Below are 18,288 nucleotides of genomic sequence, written 5' to 3'. Positions count from 1 at the left end.
CATTTGATAGCGTTAAGTATAGCGAGGGAAGGCATCAAAGTAAAGCAAGATGAGAAGAGGGGAGAGGGGAGGGAGGGGAAAGGAGAAAGAAGAAAGAAGAAAGGTTCAATGTGTCTTGCATCTGCAGCAGGGAATGAATCAGCCAATGCGGTAAAAAAATGAAGCACCTCTCAAAGTGAGAAGGATCTACTCACTTTGAGGGGCGCTTCAGCTTCATTATGCTGTTTTTTTATGACCTGTTGCTTAGGCTGAATGGATACGCATCTTTTGACCAGGTGCGGCTGCGAGGCACAACACCTAATTTAAAATCAATGCTGCCTCCAGCAATCAACTCTTGGTGGGTGAAGAACATTTTGTCTACGGGTGCATGATTGAGCGTGACCGCATCGACAAATAATTGTTGCGGTTTGTTTGGTGTACTTTGGATCGTTAAGATCTTGCCTGAAGACAATTTGATGGTTGCTTGATCAAATAAAGGCATACCAATGACATACTCCCCGCTGCCTGGTGTGACAGGATAAAAGCCTAGTGCATTGAAGAGATACCAGCCTGCCATGCTGCCGTTGTCTTCGTCTCCTGGGAAACCTTTGGGGCTGTCGTCAAAGCACTGGGTCAACAATTGTTTGATCAATGGCTGTGCCATTTCAGGTTTGCCGATATAGCTGAATAAATAAGGATAGTGGAAACTTGGCTGATTTGAGATCGCCAACTGTCCAAAGTCGATCGCAGCCATTTCACTCATTTCATGGATCTCAAAGCCATAACCTTCGGTCGTATACTGCGGGTCTTGGTTACACAGGTCGATCAATTTTGCTTCAAATCGTTCTTCGCCGCCATGGGCATTGATCAATCCTGCAAAGTCATGATAGACAGCAAAACTGCTTTGCCACGCGCTGCCTTCTGCATAGTCTTTGCCCCAGCGATGCTGGTTGAAATCAGGACGGAAGCGGCCTTCTTTGTCTTTGGCCCGCATAAAGCCAGTTTCTGGATCGAATATATGCTGATAGTTCAGACTTTGTTTTTGATAATGGGCGATCTCAGTGTCAGCCACTTGTTTGCCTACTTGGCTGATACAAAAATCACTATAGCAATAGTCCAACGTGTGATTGACAGATTCATGGTAATCAAGAGGGACATAGCCATAAGTCAAATAGTCAAGGGTTCCTTGTCGACCATAGTTGCTGTTCTCGCTTTGCTGTGTCGCTGCCTTTTTCATGGCTGTCAACAATTCAGGCATCAAGTCAGGACGAATGCCTTTGACAGCCGCATCAGCAATCACTGCATCGATCAACGTTCCTGGCATCAGGCCTCGTTCATCTGGTGATAACCATTTAGGCAGAAAGCCGCTTTCTCGATAGCTGTTCAAGAAACCTTCCAACATTTCTTCCAGTTTTTCAACTGCAATCAGTGAGAACAGTGGATAAACGGTTTTATAGGTATCCCAAAAGCCGTTGTTCGTATAAAGCGGGCCTGATTTAACCGTTTTTGCCAATGTATCCCAGTGGACTTTGCGGCCATCTGCATCAATTTCATAGAAAGTCTGCGGAAATAAAAACAAACGGTAAAAATTATGATAAAAGGTGCTGACTTGTTTTTGATCATGATGGGTCAATTTGATCCGTGACAAGTAATCATTCCATTGGTCAGTTGCGGAAGCTTTGTAATCCGCCAAAGTCCAATTCGCTTCTCGCTGCAAGTTGACAAAAGCTTGTTCTTCGCTAATAAAGGATGTGGCAAAATGCACAGCTTCTTGTATTTCATCTTTAAAGCGAACGATGACGAAGCCTTCCTCACCGCTTAAAGGTCCTTCTAGCGCAACGATCGAACTGGCAAATTTACAGACAAAATGGAAGGTAAATTGATCATCTTCACAACCTGAGAAAACGATCAGCGTCGCAGCGATCGTCTGCGCATCGATTTGTTTGACCGTAAAGGTACCAGGGAAGGATAAGCCTAAGCCAGGATTCACCCCGCAGTTTTCGATAGCCAGCAGGCCGCCGTACATACTTGGAACGAGGGTGCCTGTAGATTGATAGCGTTGGGTCTTGATGTTCAGGTAGGCTGGATTGAAGCAGCTTTCTTCTGGTCGGTATGAACTTTGTGCGTGGAAGAGACTCAGCTCACTGACTGCACCATTCAACGGCAGCAGTGTCATGTGGCTGAAATCACCCATCCACGGGCTTGGTTGATGGGTGATCCGGAAACCTTGAAACGTCCGGTCCTCAGGATGGAACCACCAGCTTCCCCGCTGATTGCTGGTTTGCGGGGCGAAAAAATTCATCCCAAATGGGACCCCTGTATATGGCAAACAATTGCCATGAGAAAAACTATATTGATTGTCAGTGCCATGTCTTGTATCGATCATTGAAACGTTCACTTCAGTCACTCCTTTGGTTTGGTAGATTCTCTTATGATCAAAGATACCGCTACTAATTGGGCAGCCGGTTCTATTGATACGTGATTTTTTTCCCGAGCAGCATCTGTTGATTGATTGATTTGTTCGATGACCTTCAAACCAGCCAAACGCCCCATTTCGGCAAAATTCTGTCCGATAGTGGTCAAAGCTGGATCGACCAATGCAGCTGCTTGGATATTGTCGAAGCCAATGATCGAAAAATCAGCGGGTATCTGTGGGTGTTGGCGGATATGCCGCATGAGCTCGATGGCGACCAAATCATTTTCACAGACAGCGGCAGTGATTTGCTGGTCTTGGATATACGTCACTGCTTCCGTTAAAACTGCACGACCGTCATCCAATTTTGTCAAAAAATCGACAGATCGTTGCATTGTTTCAACATAGCCCAAATAACGTTTGCGCACAGATTGCGGATGATGACGACTGCCAAAAATATAGGCAATCCGCTGATGTCCTAATGAAAGCAAGTGCGCAGCGGCTAGTTGACCGCCCTCAAAGTTATCAGGCAAGATTGCTGGAAACGCAAAATCATGGAGTTGTTTGTCTAAGGTCACGACAGGAAAGCCATGCTGCTGACAAGTAAACAGCAGATCATAGTAAGAACTTGTGTTGCTGGCATAATAAATCATCCCGTCAAATTCCTGCATCAATTCCTGCGGAGAGGTCTTCTCTAAATAATCTGCCGGCGTCATCAGTAATTCATAGCCATACGCGTGCATGATTGGATAGATGCCTTCAGTAAAATTTCCTAGAGAAAGGTCGTTGGCAAATGGCAAAACAAAGAGGATCTTGCCTGTAGCGACACGACTTGTTTTTTGTCGAACGAAACTGCCGCTGCCTTGTACGCGATAAATCAATTGATTCTGCTCAAGTTCTGTTAAAGCCCGCTTTGAGGTGATCCGACTGACTTGATAGGTTTCAGACAACTCTTTTTCAGTCGGGACACGACTGCCAGGAGCCAGTGTGCCGGTCAAAATGGCATCGTGCAACGCATCGTAAATTTGTTTATATAGAGGCTCTTTCATACTCATGCTCCTTTTTGATATATCATATTCAACAGAATAGCATAAAAAAACAAAAATGAAAACCCTTTAATTTTTATAAAATTTAGCTAGACATCAAGATTAAAGATGGTTATACTGAACTCGTGAAATGATATATCAAATTTAAGGATGGTGACTTCATGGTCTACAAACAAATACCACAATCAGTCGCAACATTTATGGAAACGATTACCGAGAAATGCGGAGAAGAACACGCTGACTGGGCAAAAAACTTCAATGCTGCATTTGCCAATACTTTACTAACAACTGTCAAACGTCACGAAGATGGCACGACATTTTTATTAACTGGTGATATTCCTGCTATGTGGCTGCGGGATTCAACTGCGCAAGTACGTCCATATTTAGTGATCGCAAAAGAAGATGAAGATTTGGCTGCCATGATCAGCGGTCTAGTGAAGAAACAGTTTTATTATATCAATATCGATCCCTATGCGAATGCCTTCAATGAAACAGCCAATGGCGCTGGTCATCAAACGGACCATACGGAAATGAATGATTGGATCTGGGAACGCAAGTATGAGATCGACTCATTGTGCTATCCCGTTCAGCTGGCCTATCTGCTTTACAAAAATACCGGTAGAACCGATCAATTCAACGAGGATTTTGTCAGCGGTATCAAGAAAGTCCTAATGGTTTTCAAAACGGAGCAAGACCATGACGCATCCCCATACCTATTTGAACGTGATACTTGGCGCAAAGAAGATACCTTGACGCATGAAGGCAAGGGTACGCCGGTGAAGCCGACAGGAATGACTTGGTCAGGATTTCGGCCGAGTGATGATGCGTGTAAATATGGCTACTTGGTACCATCTAATATGTTTGCCGTGGTCGTTCTGGGTTATATCCAAGAACTATTTTCAAGCGTTCTGACAGATGAAACGATCGTTGCCCAAGCCAAAACTTTGCAAACAGAGATCCAAACCGGGATCGATACCTATGGCATGACGACCAATCAAGCAGGCGAACAAGTTTATGCCTATGAAGTGGACGGGTTTGGCGGTGCATCGCTGATGGATGACAGCAATGTCCCTAATCTGATTGCGGGACCGTACCTAGGGTATGGGACCATCGATGATCCAACCTATCTAGCTACAAGAAAAACGCTTTTAAGTACAGAAAATCCATACTTTTATGAAGGAAAATTTGCCAAAGGGATCGGCAGCTCGCATACACCAGAAAATTATGTTTGGCCGATCGCGATGGCGATGGAAGGGATGACGACGGCGGATAAAGCGGAGAAAAAACGCATTCTTGATCAATTGGTAGCGACCGATGCTGGAACCAATTTGATGCATGAAGGATTTGATGTCGATGATCCAAATCAATATACAAGAGAATGGTTCTCATGGGCCAATATGATGTTTTGCGAATTGGTCATGGACTATTTCGATATTCGGGTAGAAAAATAAAGAGAAGAAAATAGAGCAAGGAGCAATAGCGATGAAAAAACAAGTCTATATCGTTTCCCACAGTCACTGGGATCGAGAATGGTACATGCCTTATGAACAGCACCATATGCGTTTGGTCGAATTGATGGACGATCTTTTGTCATTGATCGACACCGACCCTGATTTCCATAGTTTTCACTTAGACGGACAAACGATCATCTTGGATGATTATTTAGAAGTGCGGCCAGAAAAAAGAGCAGCCGTTCAAGCAGCGATCCAACAAGGCAAATTGCAGATTGGGCCATTCTATATTTTGCAAGATGATTTCCTGATCAGTGCTGAATCGAACACCCGCAATATGTTGATTGGCATGGCTGAAAGCAAAAAATGGGGCACACCAGTGATGTTGGGCTACTTCCCAGATACCTTTGGCAACATGGGGCAAACGCCGCAAATGATGCTGCAAGCCAACCTTGAGAGTGCGGCATTTGGCCGCGGTGTCAAACCGATTGGTTTTGACAATGAAGTCTTGCCAGATGATCAATTCACTTCGCAATATTCTGAAATGCACTGGGAAGGACCAGACGGCAGTAAGATTTTTGGCTTGCTATTTGCCAACTGGTATTCGAACGGCAATGAGATTCCTGCAGAGAAACAAGCGGCCAAAGCCTTTTGGGATCAAAAATTGGCGGATGTAGAGAAATTTGGCGCCACCAATCATTACTTGATGATGAACGGCGTGGATCATCAGCCAGTGCAAAAAGATATCTCAGCGGCGATTCGATTGGCCAATGAATTATATCCGGAATATGAATTCAAACATGCCAGCTTTACCGAATACTTGGCAGCTGTGCAAGAAGATCTGCCAGACGATCTTGGTACCATTACTGGCGAATTAACCAGTCAAGAAACAGACGGATGGTATACTTTAGCCAACACGGCTTCTACACGGGTCTATTTGAAACAATGGAACACCCGCGTCTCGCGGCAACTAGAAAATGTCGCTGAGCCATTAGCAACGATGGCCTATGACCTAACACAAGACTATCCGCATGATATCTTGGATTTTGGTTGGAAGACCTTGATGCAAAACCACCCCCATGACAGTATTTGCGGCTGCTCAGTGGATGAAGTGCACCGAGAAATGATGCCGCGATTCGAAAAAGCCAATGAAATCGGCAAATACGTGGCTGAAGAAGCCCTGCGTCAGTTGACAGAAGCAATCGATACAACTGTATTTCCAGAAAATAGCCGTCCTTTTGTGGTCTTCAATACAGCTGGAACAGCGCGTTCTGGTCTTGTGCCAGTCACTGTTGAACTGGAGAGAAAGACCTTTAGAGAGGGCATGCCCAGCAAACTATACCAGGCATTGAAAGATAAACCGAAAAGCAATTATAAGGTGATTGATGCCGCTGGAAACCAAGTTGAAGCAATCATTCAAGAGGAAGAAGTATTATTTGATTATGACTTGCCAAAAGATGCGTTCAGAATCCCTTACATGAAACGCTTTGTGACACTTCAAGTGGCCGTTCAAGAGATGGCTGAATTTTCTTGGCAAACCTATGCCTTAGTGGAATCCGAAGCAGCTGGCTCAATGGCTGATTTGATCGTGAAAGAAGAGGGGCGGCAACTGGCGAATGCGCATCTGACAATCGATATTGCCGACAATGGCAGTTTGGCGGTCACCAATCATCAGACTGGCGATACATTTGAAAATCTATTGGTCTTTGAAAATGTCGGTGATATTGCCAATGAATATATCTTTAAACAACCAGAAGGAGATCAAGCGATTCTCTCCACTGCTTTCCCTCATCAAATCAACGTGATCGAAAATACTGACCTAGTAGGTGTGGTCGAGATTCGTCAAACGTTGATGATTCCCTCTGCGGCAGATGAACGTTTAGCAGAAGAACAAAAAGCGGTCGTTGATTTTCGATTCCGCAAAGCGCAGCGAAATCAAGACTTGGTGCCATTCACACTGACAACACAAGTACGTTTAGAGCGGGATAGTCAGCGAGTAGCATTTCAGACGACAGTCAATAACCAGAGCAAAGACCATCGTTTGCGGGCATTATTCCCAACTGGAATCCATGTTGATTTCCATGAGGCAGACAGTATTTATGAAGTGGTCAAACGGCCCAATAAGGTATCTAGCCATTGGGAGAATCCAACGAATCCTCAGCATCAGCATGCTTTTGCTAATTTGCATGATGACCATAAAGGGGTGACTGTGTCCAACTTTGGTTTGAACGAATATGAGATCGTGGATGATACAATTTGTTTAACGCTATTGCGTTGTACTGGTGAACTTGGCGATTGGGGCTATTTCCCAACACCAGAAGCGCAATGTTTAGGTCAACATACTTTTGACTATGGCATTGCTTTCCATGGCACGCCAGAAGAAAGATATGACACATATAAACAAGCCCAGGCAGCACAAATTCCATGGACCGCGGCACAAATTGCCCATCAAACTGGTACATTGGCACCTGCTGTGCACTATATCAACGCACAAGGTGATACGACAGCAATCACCGCATTCAAACGCAGCCGCAACCAAGACCAAATCGTCTTGCGCGGGTATAATTTGGCCGATCAAGAAACAGCGTTTCACGTACAAAAAGACCAAATGAACTTAGAAGTGCTGAATCTTTTAGAAGAAGGCACCGACAACATGCCAACGCAGACAATCAAACCTTACGAGATTCGAACGATTGGGTTAAAGGAGAGATAGCAGATGTATATTGGCGGGATTGAAGCTGGCGGCACAAAAATGATTTGTGCCGTCGCAGATGAAGCGATGACGGTCGTTGACCAAATATCCATTCCTACGACCACACCAACAGAAACGTTGACAGCCATTTTTGACTTTTTTGCGCCCTATCCCATGAAGGCGGTGGGGGTTGGGTCATTTGGGCCAATCGGTATTGATCCGCAACAGGCCAATTATGGACATATTTTGGCAACACCCAAAGCTGGCTGGCAGCAAATAGATTTGGTCGGTGCATTGTCCAGCCAATGGCCGGATACGGCAATCATTTGGACGACCGATGTCAACGCGGCTGCTTACGGAGAACTGCGCTTAGGGGCAGCCCAAGGCAAAAACAGCTGTGTCTATATGACGGTGGGTACAGGGATCGGCGCAGGAGTTGTCAGAGAAGGGGCATTATTCCAAGGAATCGGCCATCCAGAAATTGGGCATACCTTTGTCAAACGGCATCCAGAAGATAGCTATCAAGGGACATGTCCTTATCACCATGACTGCTTGGAAGGTCTGGCTGCAGGTCCGTCATTGGAAGGACGAACGGGGATCAAAGGACAAGATCTGCCAGCAGATCACGCTGTATGGGACCTGCAATCCTTCTATATCGGCCAAGCGTTGGTTAATATCACATTAACCTTGGCACCCGAGAAAATCATCATTGGCGGGGGCGTGATGAACCAACCGCATTTATTGACAAAAATCAAAGACGCATTTGTGCAGCAAATGGCGGGTTACATGGAAACACCACCTGTGGATGATTATATTGCCGCATGGGCTTTACCAAATCAAAGCGGCATCACAGGTTGTCTGCTGTTGGCGCAAGAAAAGGTGGGGCAGAAATGACGATCCACTTTCCCAAAGGATTCTGGTGGGGAGCCGCTGCCAGCGGTCCGCAAACAGAAGGCCGTTTGCCAAATGACAACAAAGGAACGTCCATCTGGGACCATTGGTATACAACCAATCCTGAAAAATTTTTCCAAGGTCAAGGCCCAGGACAAACCACCCAAGTACTGACGCATTTTCAAGAAGATTTGCGCTGCATGGAAGAAATCGGCTTCAATTCTTTTCGGACATCTATCCAGTGGAGCCGGTTGATCCCAAAAGGTCGAGGCAAAGTTGATCCAGAAGCGGTGGCTTTTTATCATCAGTATTTTGATGAGATGCTGGCACGAGGAATCGAACCTTTTGTCAATCTTTATCATTTTGATATGCCGATGGCGCTGCAAAATGAAGGGGGTTGGCTCAATCGAGAAACAGTCACGGCTTTTGGCGACTATGCCAAAATATGTTTTGATTTGTTTGGTGATAAAGTCAAACACTGGTTCACACAAAATGAACCCATCGTTCCCGTCGAAATGGGGTATTTGTACCAACAACATTATCCAGCAGTGGTGGATTTATCAATGGCTGTACAAGTGGGCTATCATGAAGCGCTGGCTAGTGCTTTGGCGATCCAAAAGTTCCGCCAATCTGCGTGTGATGGGCAAATCGGCATTATTTTAAATCTTACCCCCACCTATCCCAAAGACCCGCAGGATCCTGCTGACCAACAAGCCGCAGTGCTTGCGGATGCCTTTTTTAACCGGTCATTTTTAGATCCAGCCGTCAAAGGGACTTTTCCTAAGGAATTGGTGGCGGTCCTCGATGATTTAGGTATCCTTCCAGTCACTGAAGCCGCAGACTTGACAGTGATCCGCGACAATACAGTGGATTTGTTAGGTGTCAACTACTATCAACCTCGGCGCGTCCAACAGAAACGATCGTCGAAACAGGAACAGCGGCCAATGCCAGAAGATTACTTCGATTATTATGACTGGCCAGACAAAAAAATCAATCCGTATCGTGGTTGGGAAATCTACGAAAAAGGCATTTATGATACCTTGATCAATCTGCGAGACAACTATGGCAATATTCCTTGCTTTATTTCAGAGAATGGGATGGGCGTAGAAGATGAAGGGCGTTTCAAAAATGCATCAGGCATGATCGAAGACGATTATCGTATTCAATTTGTCAAAGACCACTTACGTTATGTCCATCAAGCAATCGAAGAAGGTGCGCATTGTCTGGGGTATCATATGTGGGCGGCTACGGACAATTGGTCTTGGTTGAACGCCTTCAAGAATCGTTATGGCTTTATTTCCATCAATTTAGAGACCCAAGAACGCACGATCAAGCAGTCTGGTTACTGGTTTAAAGAAGTGATTCAAGAAAATGGGTTTTAATTGCCCTTCATCAACAGTGCAACTATCCGCAAGCCTCACTGCGGGTAGTTTTTTTGTTTCTAAACACCTTTAATTTGTTTCATTTTACCTTTAGTTTGTTCATTCATTTCTAACCATGAAAGCGTTATTCTTATACCAGAAGGAGATGATGAAACGTGAAGAAAAAGGGTTTTTTGAAAAATGTCTGGCAGTATAAAGCGTTAATATTAATGGCTTTGCCTGGCGTCATTTGGTTTATCTTTTTTTTCTACATACCAGTATTAGCGAATGTGGTGGCATTTAAAGACTTCCACATTTCCCCCGATGGCTTTTTGGCCAGTTTGAGAGAAAGCCCATGGGTAGGGTTCGATAACTTTAAATTTTTATTTGCCTCGAATGATGCGTGGCTGATCACTAAAAATACCTTGTTATACAATATTGTCTTTTTGGCATTCAATCTCTTTTTTGCTATTGCATTTGCCATTATTATGAGTGAATTACGAAATAAAAAATTGGTCAAAGTGTACCACACGATGTCCTTGCTGCCATACTTTTTATCATGGGTAGTCATTTCTTACTTCGTGTATGCTTTCTTAAGCCCAGATAAAGGGATCATCAACCAATGGATCAACAACATGGGTGGCGAAAGTATCAACTGGTACGCCGATCCGAAATGGTGGCCGTTTATCTTCGTCTTTATGAATGTGTGGAAAAGTTTGGGTTACAACAGTATCATTTACTACGCATCAGTGGTGGGGATCGATCAATCCTATTATGAAGCTGCGATGGTAGATGGGGCCAACAAGTGGCAGCAAATCAAAAATGTCACTTTGCCGCAGTTGTTGCCAATGATTTCCGTATTATTGATTTTGAACATCGGTGGTATTTTTAGAGCCGATTTTGGCTTGTTCTATCAAGTGCCACAAAATTCCGGCGCATTGTATCAAGTCACAGCAGTATTAGATACCTATATTTATAACGGATTGACTGCCACAGGCGATTTCGGTATGACTGCCGCTGCGGGACTTTATCAATCAGTTGTTGGGGCATTGCTGTTGCTGGCAGCGAATTTGGTGGTCCGTAAATTAGAACCAGATTCAGCATTATTCTAGGAGGGTGAATCAAATGAAAAAGAAAGTAACCAAAGTGGAGATTCGCACCTTCAATCCAACGGTCAATTTGATTTTCAATATTGTGATCACCTTGTTCGCCATCTCATGCGTGATTCCATTTCTCTTTGTGATCGCCATCTCACTGACCAACGAAACATCGCTGGCAGAAAATGGCTACCGCTTTTGGCCGCAAGAATTTTCATTCGCGGCATACAGCTATCTCTTTAGCGGTCGCATGAGCGGGAAGATTTTCCAAGCATTTGGCGTGTCGATCTTTATTACAGTTTTTGGGACATTCATCAACGCAACGATGACATCACTGTATGCGTATGTGATTTCACGGTCGAATTTCCCTTTCAGACGATTTTTTACACTTTTTGCATTGATCACCATGTTATTTGCACCAGGAATGGTTGCCAACTACTTAGTGATGGTCAACTTGATCCAATTGAAAGATACGATTTGGGCATTGATCTTGCCGATGGCTTTAGGGCCTTTCAACATCTTGGTCATGCGGACTTTCTTCAAGAAAACTGTGCCAGACAGCATCATTGAATCAGCTCGTATTGATGGCGCAAGTGAAATGCGGATCTTTACATCGATCGTCTTACCATTGGCTGTGCCAGGTATTGCAACCATTAGCTTGTTTGCAGCATTAGGGTATTGGAACGATTGGTTCAATGCATTGTTGTATATTCAAAAAGATTCTTTAGTGCCTTTACAAGCACTTTTGATGCGGATCCAAAACAACTTGGACTACTTAGCCAAAAGTTCAGGCATGGCTGCTCAGATCCAAGGCGGGTTGGCCGCGTTGCCAAGCGAAACTGCTCGGATGGCAATCGTTGTTGTAGCAACGTTGCCGATTGCTATCACCTATCCATTTTTCCAAAGATATTTCGTAGGTGGCTTGACAATCGGCGGCGTGAAAGAATAATAGAAGTAGAGGGAGGAACAAAAATGAAATTGTGGAAAAAAACAGCATTTGCTGGTATGGCAGCAGCTACGGCTTTAGGGATGGCTGCCTGCGGCACTGGCGGGGATACTTCAGATTCAAGCACAAATGCGGATGGTGTCACTACTTTACTCATGTATCAAGTCGGGGACAAACCAGATAATTTTGATCAGTTGATGGAGATCGCCAACAAACGAATCGAAGAGAAAATCAATGTACGAATCGACCTGCAGTATATCGGCTGGGGCGATTGGGACCAAAAAATGAGTACCATCATCTCTTCTGGTGAAAATTATGATATTTCATTGGCATCGAATTATGTAGCGAATGCCCAGAAAGGCGCGTATGCCGATCTGACTGAATTGGCACCTGAATATGCCAAAGAAGCGTATGATATGTTGGATGAGTCTTATATCCAAGGCAATACGATCGACGGTAAATTATATGCTTTTCCTGTGAATGGCAATATCTATGCACAGCAAGTTCTGACCTTCAATAAACAATATTTAGACAAATATGATATTGACATCAGCGGCATCGAATCATACCAAGATGCAGAAGAAGTCTTAAAAACATTCCATGAAAATGAACCGAACATCGCTGCATTTGCGATCGGCCAATCCTACAACATTTCTGGGGACTATGATTATGTGATGGGCAAAGAATATCCTTTTGCAGTCAAATTAGATGGTGACTCAACAGAGATCATCAATCAATATGATGATGAAGAATTGATGGAAAACTTGAAATTGATGCACAAATGGTACAACGAAGGGTTGATTCCAACTGATGCGGCAACCAATACGACGGGTTATCCTTTGGAAGGAAATACTTGGTTCATGCGTGAAGAAACACAAGGGCCTATGGATTACGGTGACACGATCTTGACCAATGCGGCTGGCCAAGAATTGGTGTCACAACCAATCACCAAACAATTGAAAACAACGGCGCAAACACAAATGGCCAACTTTGTTGTCTCTAATGTGTCGAAGAACAAAGAAAAAGCCGTTGAATTCTTAGGCTTGTTGAACAGTGATGCAGAATTATTGAACGGCTTAGTTTGGGGCGTCGAAGGCGAAGCTTGGGAGAAAGTTGAAGGCCAGGACAACAAGATCCGCTTGTTGGACGGTTATCTGCCAAATACCCGGATGTCTGCTTGGAACACTGGGAACAACATGATCTTGTATACCCAAGAATCGATCACAGATGAGATGATTGCAGAACGTGATGAAAATATCGCCAATGCGGAAGCTTCACCACTTTTAGGCTTCAATTTCAAAACGGATAGCGTCAAAACTGAGATCACCAATATTGCCAATGTCATGAATCGCTACAAATCAAGTTTGACAACAGGGACGATCGATCCTGAAGAAAATGTACCAAAACTTGTGGAAGATTTAAAAACAGCAGGTTGGGATACAGTGCGAGATGAAATGCAAAAACAATTTGACGAGTATCTTGCGAGTCAAGAATAAACACGATTTCTGACCCTTGAGTAAAGGACTGGTCAAAGAGTGATTGCCAAGAACGACAGGTTCATGCAATCCTCTTTGCCCTTTTTTTTCTTGAGATTTTCTGAAAAAAGTCAATAAAAATAACATTGATGACATATAAAGTAAGTGATATTGACATTTGTACATAGTTTGATTAAAAGATTCTCAGTCAACTTGAGAAAGAATAGAAAAACATGCTACATTTTGAGTATTGAATGAATAAGGGAGGAATAATGAATGGAAGAAACAGCGAGTAGCGGATTGGTCAAAGGATTCCGCATGATATGGGCAATCATGAAATTGAACTTGTTTTTTGTAGGAATGACACTGGCAGGGGGCATCGTTTTTGGCATTGGTCCAGCATTTTATACAGTCAGTTCACTCATTGAGTCGGATGGCTTGGCCTATGAGGCACAAACCTTTCGCAAAAGCTGGCAGATTTGGAAAGCTGGCTTTTGGCGGGCAAACAAACAGTTTTATCTTTTTTTAGGACTGACTGCTTTCCTTACGTATAATTTATACTTAGCGACACAATTTCAAGGATTGATGTGGCTGGTGGTTTCTTTTATTTTATTCGTGGTCATTGGCTTATCGATCTTGCTCTATCTGCTTTCAGTCACGTTTGATGCGTGCTATGAGCTTTCTTTTGTCAACAATCTAAAACTGTCCTTCATCAGCTTATTTTTGCGGATGGGCACATGTTTAAAACTGATATTCGGCCTTGCGGGCATTCTCTTGATCACGTGGACCATGAAAGGTTTGCTGCTTTTTGGGACCTTTAGTTTGCTGCTATTGTGGGTCCATGGGGCGCTGAAACAAGAACGGGAATTGATTGAACGGGATTTGACAGATGCGTAAGCCGAAAGTCAACTTCTTGAAGCATGATTTTTTGATCAATCAGCTCATGCAACTGTATAGTTTTCTACTGATCCTGATGGCATTGGTGATTATGCTTGCCCTCAGTATTTATACAGGCATCGAGCGTTTCAATACCAGCAATCGTTTGGCTGAGAACAGCAGCATGCAATTAGACACCTACGTCAAAGAACGCAATGCAGTTGTTTCTTCGGTGCTGGGAGAGTTTACGACATCGGATACGGCTTTTGAATCGTTGCGCAACTATCTGCAGTTGTCTTTGCCAGATTACTTTTCTTATAGCAATGAGATTTTTCGTCAATCTGGACAAAGTGTCTATTTGCCGAATATTTTGTACCGATTGTTGCGAGAACACGCTGATATCGAAGAAATAATCGTCCAATTAGATGAAAGTGATGATTTGTTGATCGCTTCCCCACAAGCACCTTATGGGGGCAAACACAATGACGTACGGATTGATTTGGCGAATCGGTTGTATTTTGCCCGCCCAATCTCTCAGCCCAGCAACTATGCCCAACCTTTGGGGCAAGTGTATGTTGTGTTTCAAGCAGATACTGTGATGGCCAATCAAGCACAAGACAATCAACTGCATGGGGTGAGCAGTTTTTTGTACACCGCCAATGGGCAGCAATTGTTTCAAAGTGCTGATGGTCTGAGTGAAGAAGAAATACAACAAATCGATGATGTGATGGCCCGTGGACAAGGCGATGCTATATTGGACAAAGCGTATTATGTGCAGCGTCAGCAGACAGTCAGCGGCGAGATTTCATTGGTATTATTGTCCAAAAAAATCATCTGGGGAGAAATCATTCAAAAAACCCTAGTGATTTTTGCCATCGGGGCAGCGGTCATCGGTTTGCTGCTCTGGATATTGCAACGGACCTTCAAACGGTATACATGGCAAGTGAAGACGATCGTATCTGCTACCAAGGCGGTTAGCCAAGGAGATTTTAAAAATCAAATCGATACGAAAAATGTGCAACAAGAATTGAAAGAAATCGCAGAAGCGATCAACCAAATGACTGTCAGTATCAACGATTACATCGAGGATATCTATACATTGGAAATCAAACAGCGGGATGCGGATATGCGGGCGCTGCAGGCACAAATCAATCCCCACTTTCTGTACAACACGTTGGAATACATCCGCATGTATGCCTTGAGCCGCAACCAAGAAGAGCTTGCGGATGTCGTCTATGCATTTTCGGCATTGCTGCGGAATAATACCACACAAGAAAAGGTCAAAACCCTTGCGGAAGAAGTCGCTTTTTGTGAGAAATATGTCTATCTGTATCAAATGCGCTATCCAGACAAGATTGCGTATCATGTCACCGTGGATCCTAAATTAGCGCAATTGTATTTGCCTAAATTCACCTTGCAGCCTTTGGTGGAAAACTATTTTGTCCACGGTATTGATTATCAGCGCAATGACAATGCAATCAGTATCAAAGCATACAAAGACGAAGGGCAAATCGTGATCCAGATCAAAGACAACGGCAAGGGAGCCACTGCAGAAGAAGTTGCGAAAATCAATGATACTTTGAAAATCGCAGAAATCGAAAAACAAACCTCGATCGGCATCAAAAATGTCCATGAACGGTTACGCGGACTATTCGGCAAAGCGTATCGCATGGAGATCGATGCCAAAAAAGATGCGGGATTTTTGATCACGATCTATTTGACACCAGAGGCGCTCAAGAAAGGAATGACACATGTTGTATAAAGCAATGTTCGTGGATGATGAATACATGATCCTCCAAGGATTGACGATGATCGTGCCATGGGACGAGTTGGGTTTCGAAGTGGTTTATACAGCAAAGAACGCCTCCGATGCTTTGGCGTATTTGGCCAATCATACCGTCGATTTGCTGATCACCGATATCCAAATGCCAGAAATGAATGGTATTGAGATGATCCAACAAGCGCAAGATGCAGGCAATCAGTTCTTTTCGATCATCCTCTCCGGTTACCAAGAATTTAATTACGTGAAGCAGGGAATGGCTCTTGGCGTGCGCAATTATTTGGTCAAGCCCGTGAACAAAACCGAATTGCGCACTAGCGTCGCCGCAATCGCCGAAGAATTGGCTGCGCAACAGCAACTAGCCGCAGAAAAAGAGCTGTATCAAGAGTCTAGCTTGTTGCTGTGGCTCAATGATGAATTGAACGAATCTGAGTATCAGCATTTATTGTCCATGCAAAACGGCGATGTCAAACCACCCTACACCGTTATGCAATTTTTAGGCGAACCAGCGCAACTGACAACGATCAGCCGCTTGTGGCAAAAGGCAGACCAACCCTTCGTCCTGCCAGGCAGAATCGAGGAAGGGCAGCTGACAGTGATTGCTGTGGGCGAACGACAAAAAGTCATCGATCGCCTCAATCAAGTGATCGAAGAAAAGCAAGAAGCTTGTCAAGTGATTGTCAGCGAAACGGCTATCGCATGGGAAGATGTCTATCATGCCTATGAAAAAATCAAGCAAGTACAATCCTTGCAAAGTTTTTATCCAGATCTGTTTATGGCAGAACCAATCATTCCAGTATCGATCCTTGAACGAAATGAAGAGCAACCACTGCTTTCCTTTAATAAGGCCTTAACGATTGGTGATCGAAAAACGGTTCAATCAGAGTTGGATGATATTTTCGGTACACTGACCCAAGCGCAAACTGATCCAGAACATGTCCGCTATACAGCATTTCTTTTATTCAATGATATGTACCGTCAATTGCCTGCATTGTCTGATGAGAACCATGAGGCGATTTTGAACAAAATCAAAGAAGCGCAATCTTTGGCAGATCTGCGAGAATTATTTGATGATATTTTGCGGCTGGTCAAAAATAAACCTAGTCAAAAACGCTATTCTGAAATCGTACAAAAAACGATTCAGCTGATCGAAGAAGGATTCACCCATGATTTGACGGTCAAAGCTGCCGCCGAAGCACTCCATGTCAGTGTCGTGTATCTAGGTCAGCTTTTCAAAAAAGAAACAGACATGAGCTTCAACCAATATGTCAATCGTGTACGCATCAAACAAGCCCAAAAACTGCTTTTGCACACCATGCAGACAGTCAGCGAAGTCGGTGATTCGATTGGGTATAACAATACCAATTACTTTTCGAAAATGTTCAAAAAATTGACTGGTTTGACACCAAAGGAATTTCGCGATCAATATAGCCAACAATATGAATCGTTGGAATGATTGGGCATGATTCTCAAAAAAATGAATGAATACTTCAGAAAAGATAGTAATTTGACCGCTTTCAAGGTAAACTGAAATAAGTGATTTGAATGATTATGAGATGAAAAGAGTGTGATGTCGTGAAAGAATCAAAAAAAATAGGACAAGTTTTTTTAGGCACAGGGATGATTGCATTGGCGGTATCTTTGCTGATCACTGCGCATCAAGGCTATGATACGATCAGTACCTTTTTGTTAGGTATCTTAAACTTTGTAGAGAGCCCATTTTGGATCGCCAGTCTTTGTTTCAACTGCATTGTTTTGTTGATCGTTGCCTTGCTGGGCCGTGAAGAATTGGGAATCGGCAGTATCATCAACGGAATCGGTCTAGGATTACTGATTGGGATCTTTGAGCCTATATTGGATAAAATCTCAGTCCACCTGCCATTTTATTCTTGGTTGGCAATTATTGCCGCACCGATTTTATTTGGGATTGGCGCAGGCATCTATGTATCTTCCAACAAAGGCTCTGCGGCTTTAGAGGCGCTGACTGCCTTGATTTATAAACGGACAAAATTGACCCAAAAAACGATTCGTATCGGCTTAGATGCTGCTATGGTCTTGATTGGTTTTGCTTTGGGGGCAAGTGTGGGGCTAGGAACATTGCTTTGCATCGTCTTCATTGGTCCGATTTTTGAAGCAACATTGAAATTTCTGGCTGCTCATGCACCAGCTGAGGGATAAAAAAATGCGCACCCGAATTGTACACAAAAACAAAAGCATGATGGATCTGTTACACAGCCATCATGCTTTTGTTTTATATTAGAAATTTTTTTGATAATTCTGA

At 43.7% G+C, this 18,288-nt stretch carries 13 protein-coding genes; 11 read left to right on the top strand and 2 right to left on the bottom strand.

The genetic code is table 11. The features are described 5' to 3' along the window. Positions 1-229 precede the first annotated feature (229 nt). On the bottom strand, positions 230-2,377 hold the full coding sequence (locus tag ACYVRS_RS06920) for a GH92 family glycosyl hydrolase (protein WP_461203032.1): 2,148 nt from the start codon (positions 2,375-2,377) through the stop codon (positions 230-232). 5 nt (positions 2,378-2,382) lie between these two features. After that, positions 2,383-3,441, bottom strand: coding sequence for a GntR family transcriptional regulator (locus tag ACYVRS_RS06915; RefSeq protein ID WP_313538325.1), 1,059 nt, complete (start codon positions 3,439-3,441; stop codon positions 2,383-2,385). A gap of 158 nt (positions 3,442-3,599) precedes the next feature. Between ACYVRS_RS06915 and ACYVRS_RS06910 the strand changes: the two genes are divergently transcribed. From ACYVRS_RS06910 to ACYVRS_RS06860, 11 genes are all read left to right on the top strand, one after another. Further along, positions 3,600-4,889 carry a glycoside hydrolase family 125 protein gene (locus ACYVRS_RS06910; RefSeq protein ID WP_461203031.1) on the top strand — a complete coding sequence of 430 codons (1,290 nt, stop codon included), beginning with the start codon at positions 3,600-3,602 and terminating at the stop codon, positions 4,887-4,889. Positions 4,890-4,920: 31 nt separating this feature from the next. Beyond that, positions 4,921-7,602 carry an alpha-mannosidase gene (locus ACYVRS_RS06905; protein ID WP_461203030.1) on the top strand — a complete coding sequence of 894 codons (2,682 nt, stop codon included), beginning with the start codon at positions 4,921-4,923 and terminating at the stop codon, positions 7,600-7,602. 3 nt (positions 7,603-7,605) lie between these two features. Then, entirely contained in the window at positions 7,606-8,475 is an 870-nt protein-coding gene (locus ACYVRS_RS06900; protein ID WP_312540446.1) for an ROK family protein, read from the top strand. Beyond that, positions 8,472-9,854 (top strand): glycoside hydrolase family 1 protein, encoded by a 1,383-nt coding sequence (locus ACYVRS_RS06895; protein ID WP_461203029.1) that lies wholly within the window; start codon positions 8,472-8,474, stop codon positions 9,852-9,854. The genes ACYVRS_RS06900 and ACYVRS_RS06895 overlap by 4 nt, the downstream gene beginning before the upstream one ends. A 209-nt stretch (positions 9,855-10,063) precedes the next feature. Beyond that, positions 10,064-10,945: an ABC transporter permease gene (locus tag ACYVRS_RS06890; RefSeq protein ID WP_313538337.1), complete on the top strand. Its 882-nt coding sequence runs from the start codon at positions 10,064-10,066 to the stop codon at positions 10,943-10,945. Positions 10,946-10,958: 13 nt separating this feature from the next. Beyond that, positions 10,959-11,879, top strand: a complete 921-nt coding sequence (locus ACYVRS_RS06885; protein WP_461203028.1) for a carbohydrate ABC transporter permease — start codon at positions 10,959-10,961, stop codon at positions 11,877-11,879. 23 nt (positions 11,880-11,902) lie between these two features. After that, on the top strand, positions 11,903-13,372 hold the full coding sequence (locus tag ACYVRS_RS06880) for an ABC transporter substrate-binding protein (protein WP_312497413.1): 1,470 nt from the start codon (positions 11,903-11,905) through the stop codon (positions 13,370-13,372). Between the two features lie 255 nt (positions 13,373-13,627). After that, on the top strand, positions 13,628-14,248 hold the full coding sequence (locus tag ACYVRS_RS06875) for a YesL family protein (RefSeq protein ID WP_461203027.1): 621 nt from the start codon (positions 13,628-13,630) through the stop codon (positions 14,246-14,248). After that, entirely contained in the window at positions 14,241-15,989 is a 1,749-nt protein-coding gene (locus ACYVRS_RS06870; RefSeq protein ID WP_461203026.1) for a sensor histidine kinase, read from the top strand. The genes ACYVRS_RS06875 and ACYVRS_RS06870 overlap by 8 nt, the downstream gene beginning before the upstream one ends. After that, complete coding sequence (locus ACYVRS_RS06865; protein WP_461203025.1) at positions 15,979-17,463, top strand: response regulator; 1,485 nt, start codon at positions 15,979-15,981, stop codon at positions 17,461-17,463. Before ACYVRS_RS06870 ends, ACYVRS_RS06865 begins: the two co-directional genes overlap by 11 nt. Before the next feature lie 119 nt (positions 17,464-17,582). Continuing rightward, positions 17,583-18,185, top strand: a complete 603-nt coding sequence (locus tag ACYVRS_RS06860; RefSeq protein ID WP_054116107.1) for a YczE/YyaS/YitT family protein — start codon at positions 17,583-17,585, stop codon at positions 18,183-18,185. Positions 18,186-18,288: the final 103 nt, after the last annotated feature.

The organism is Enterococcus salsurae, from assembly GCF_054784955.1.
Note: the sequence above shows the minus strand (reverse complement) of the source record. Positions and strands in the feature narration are given on the sequence as shown.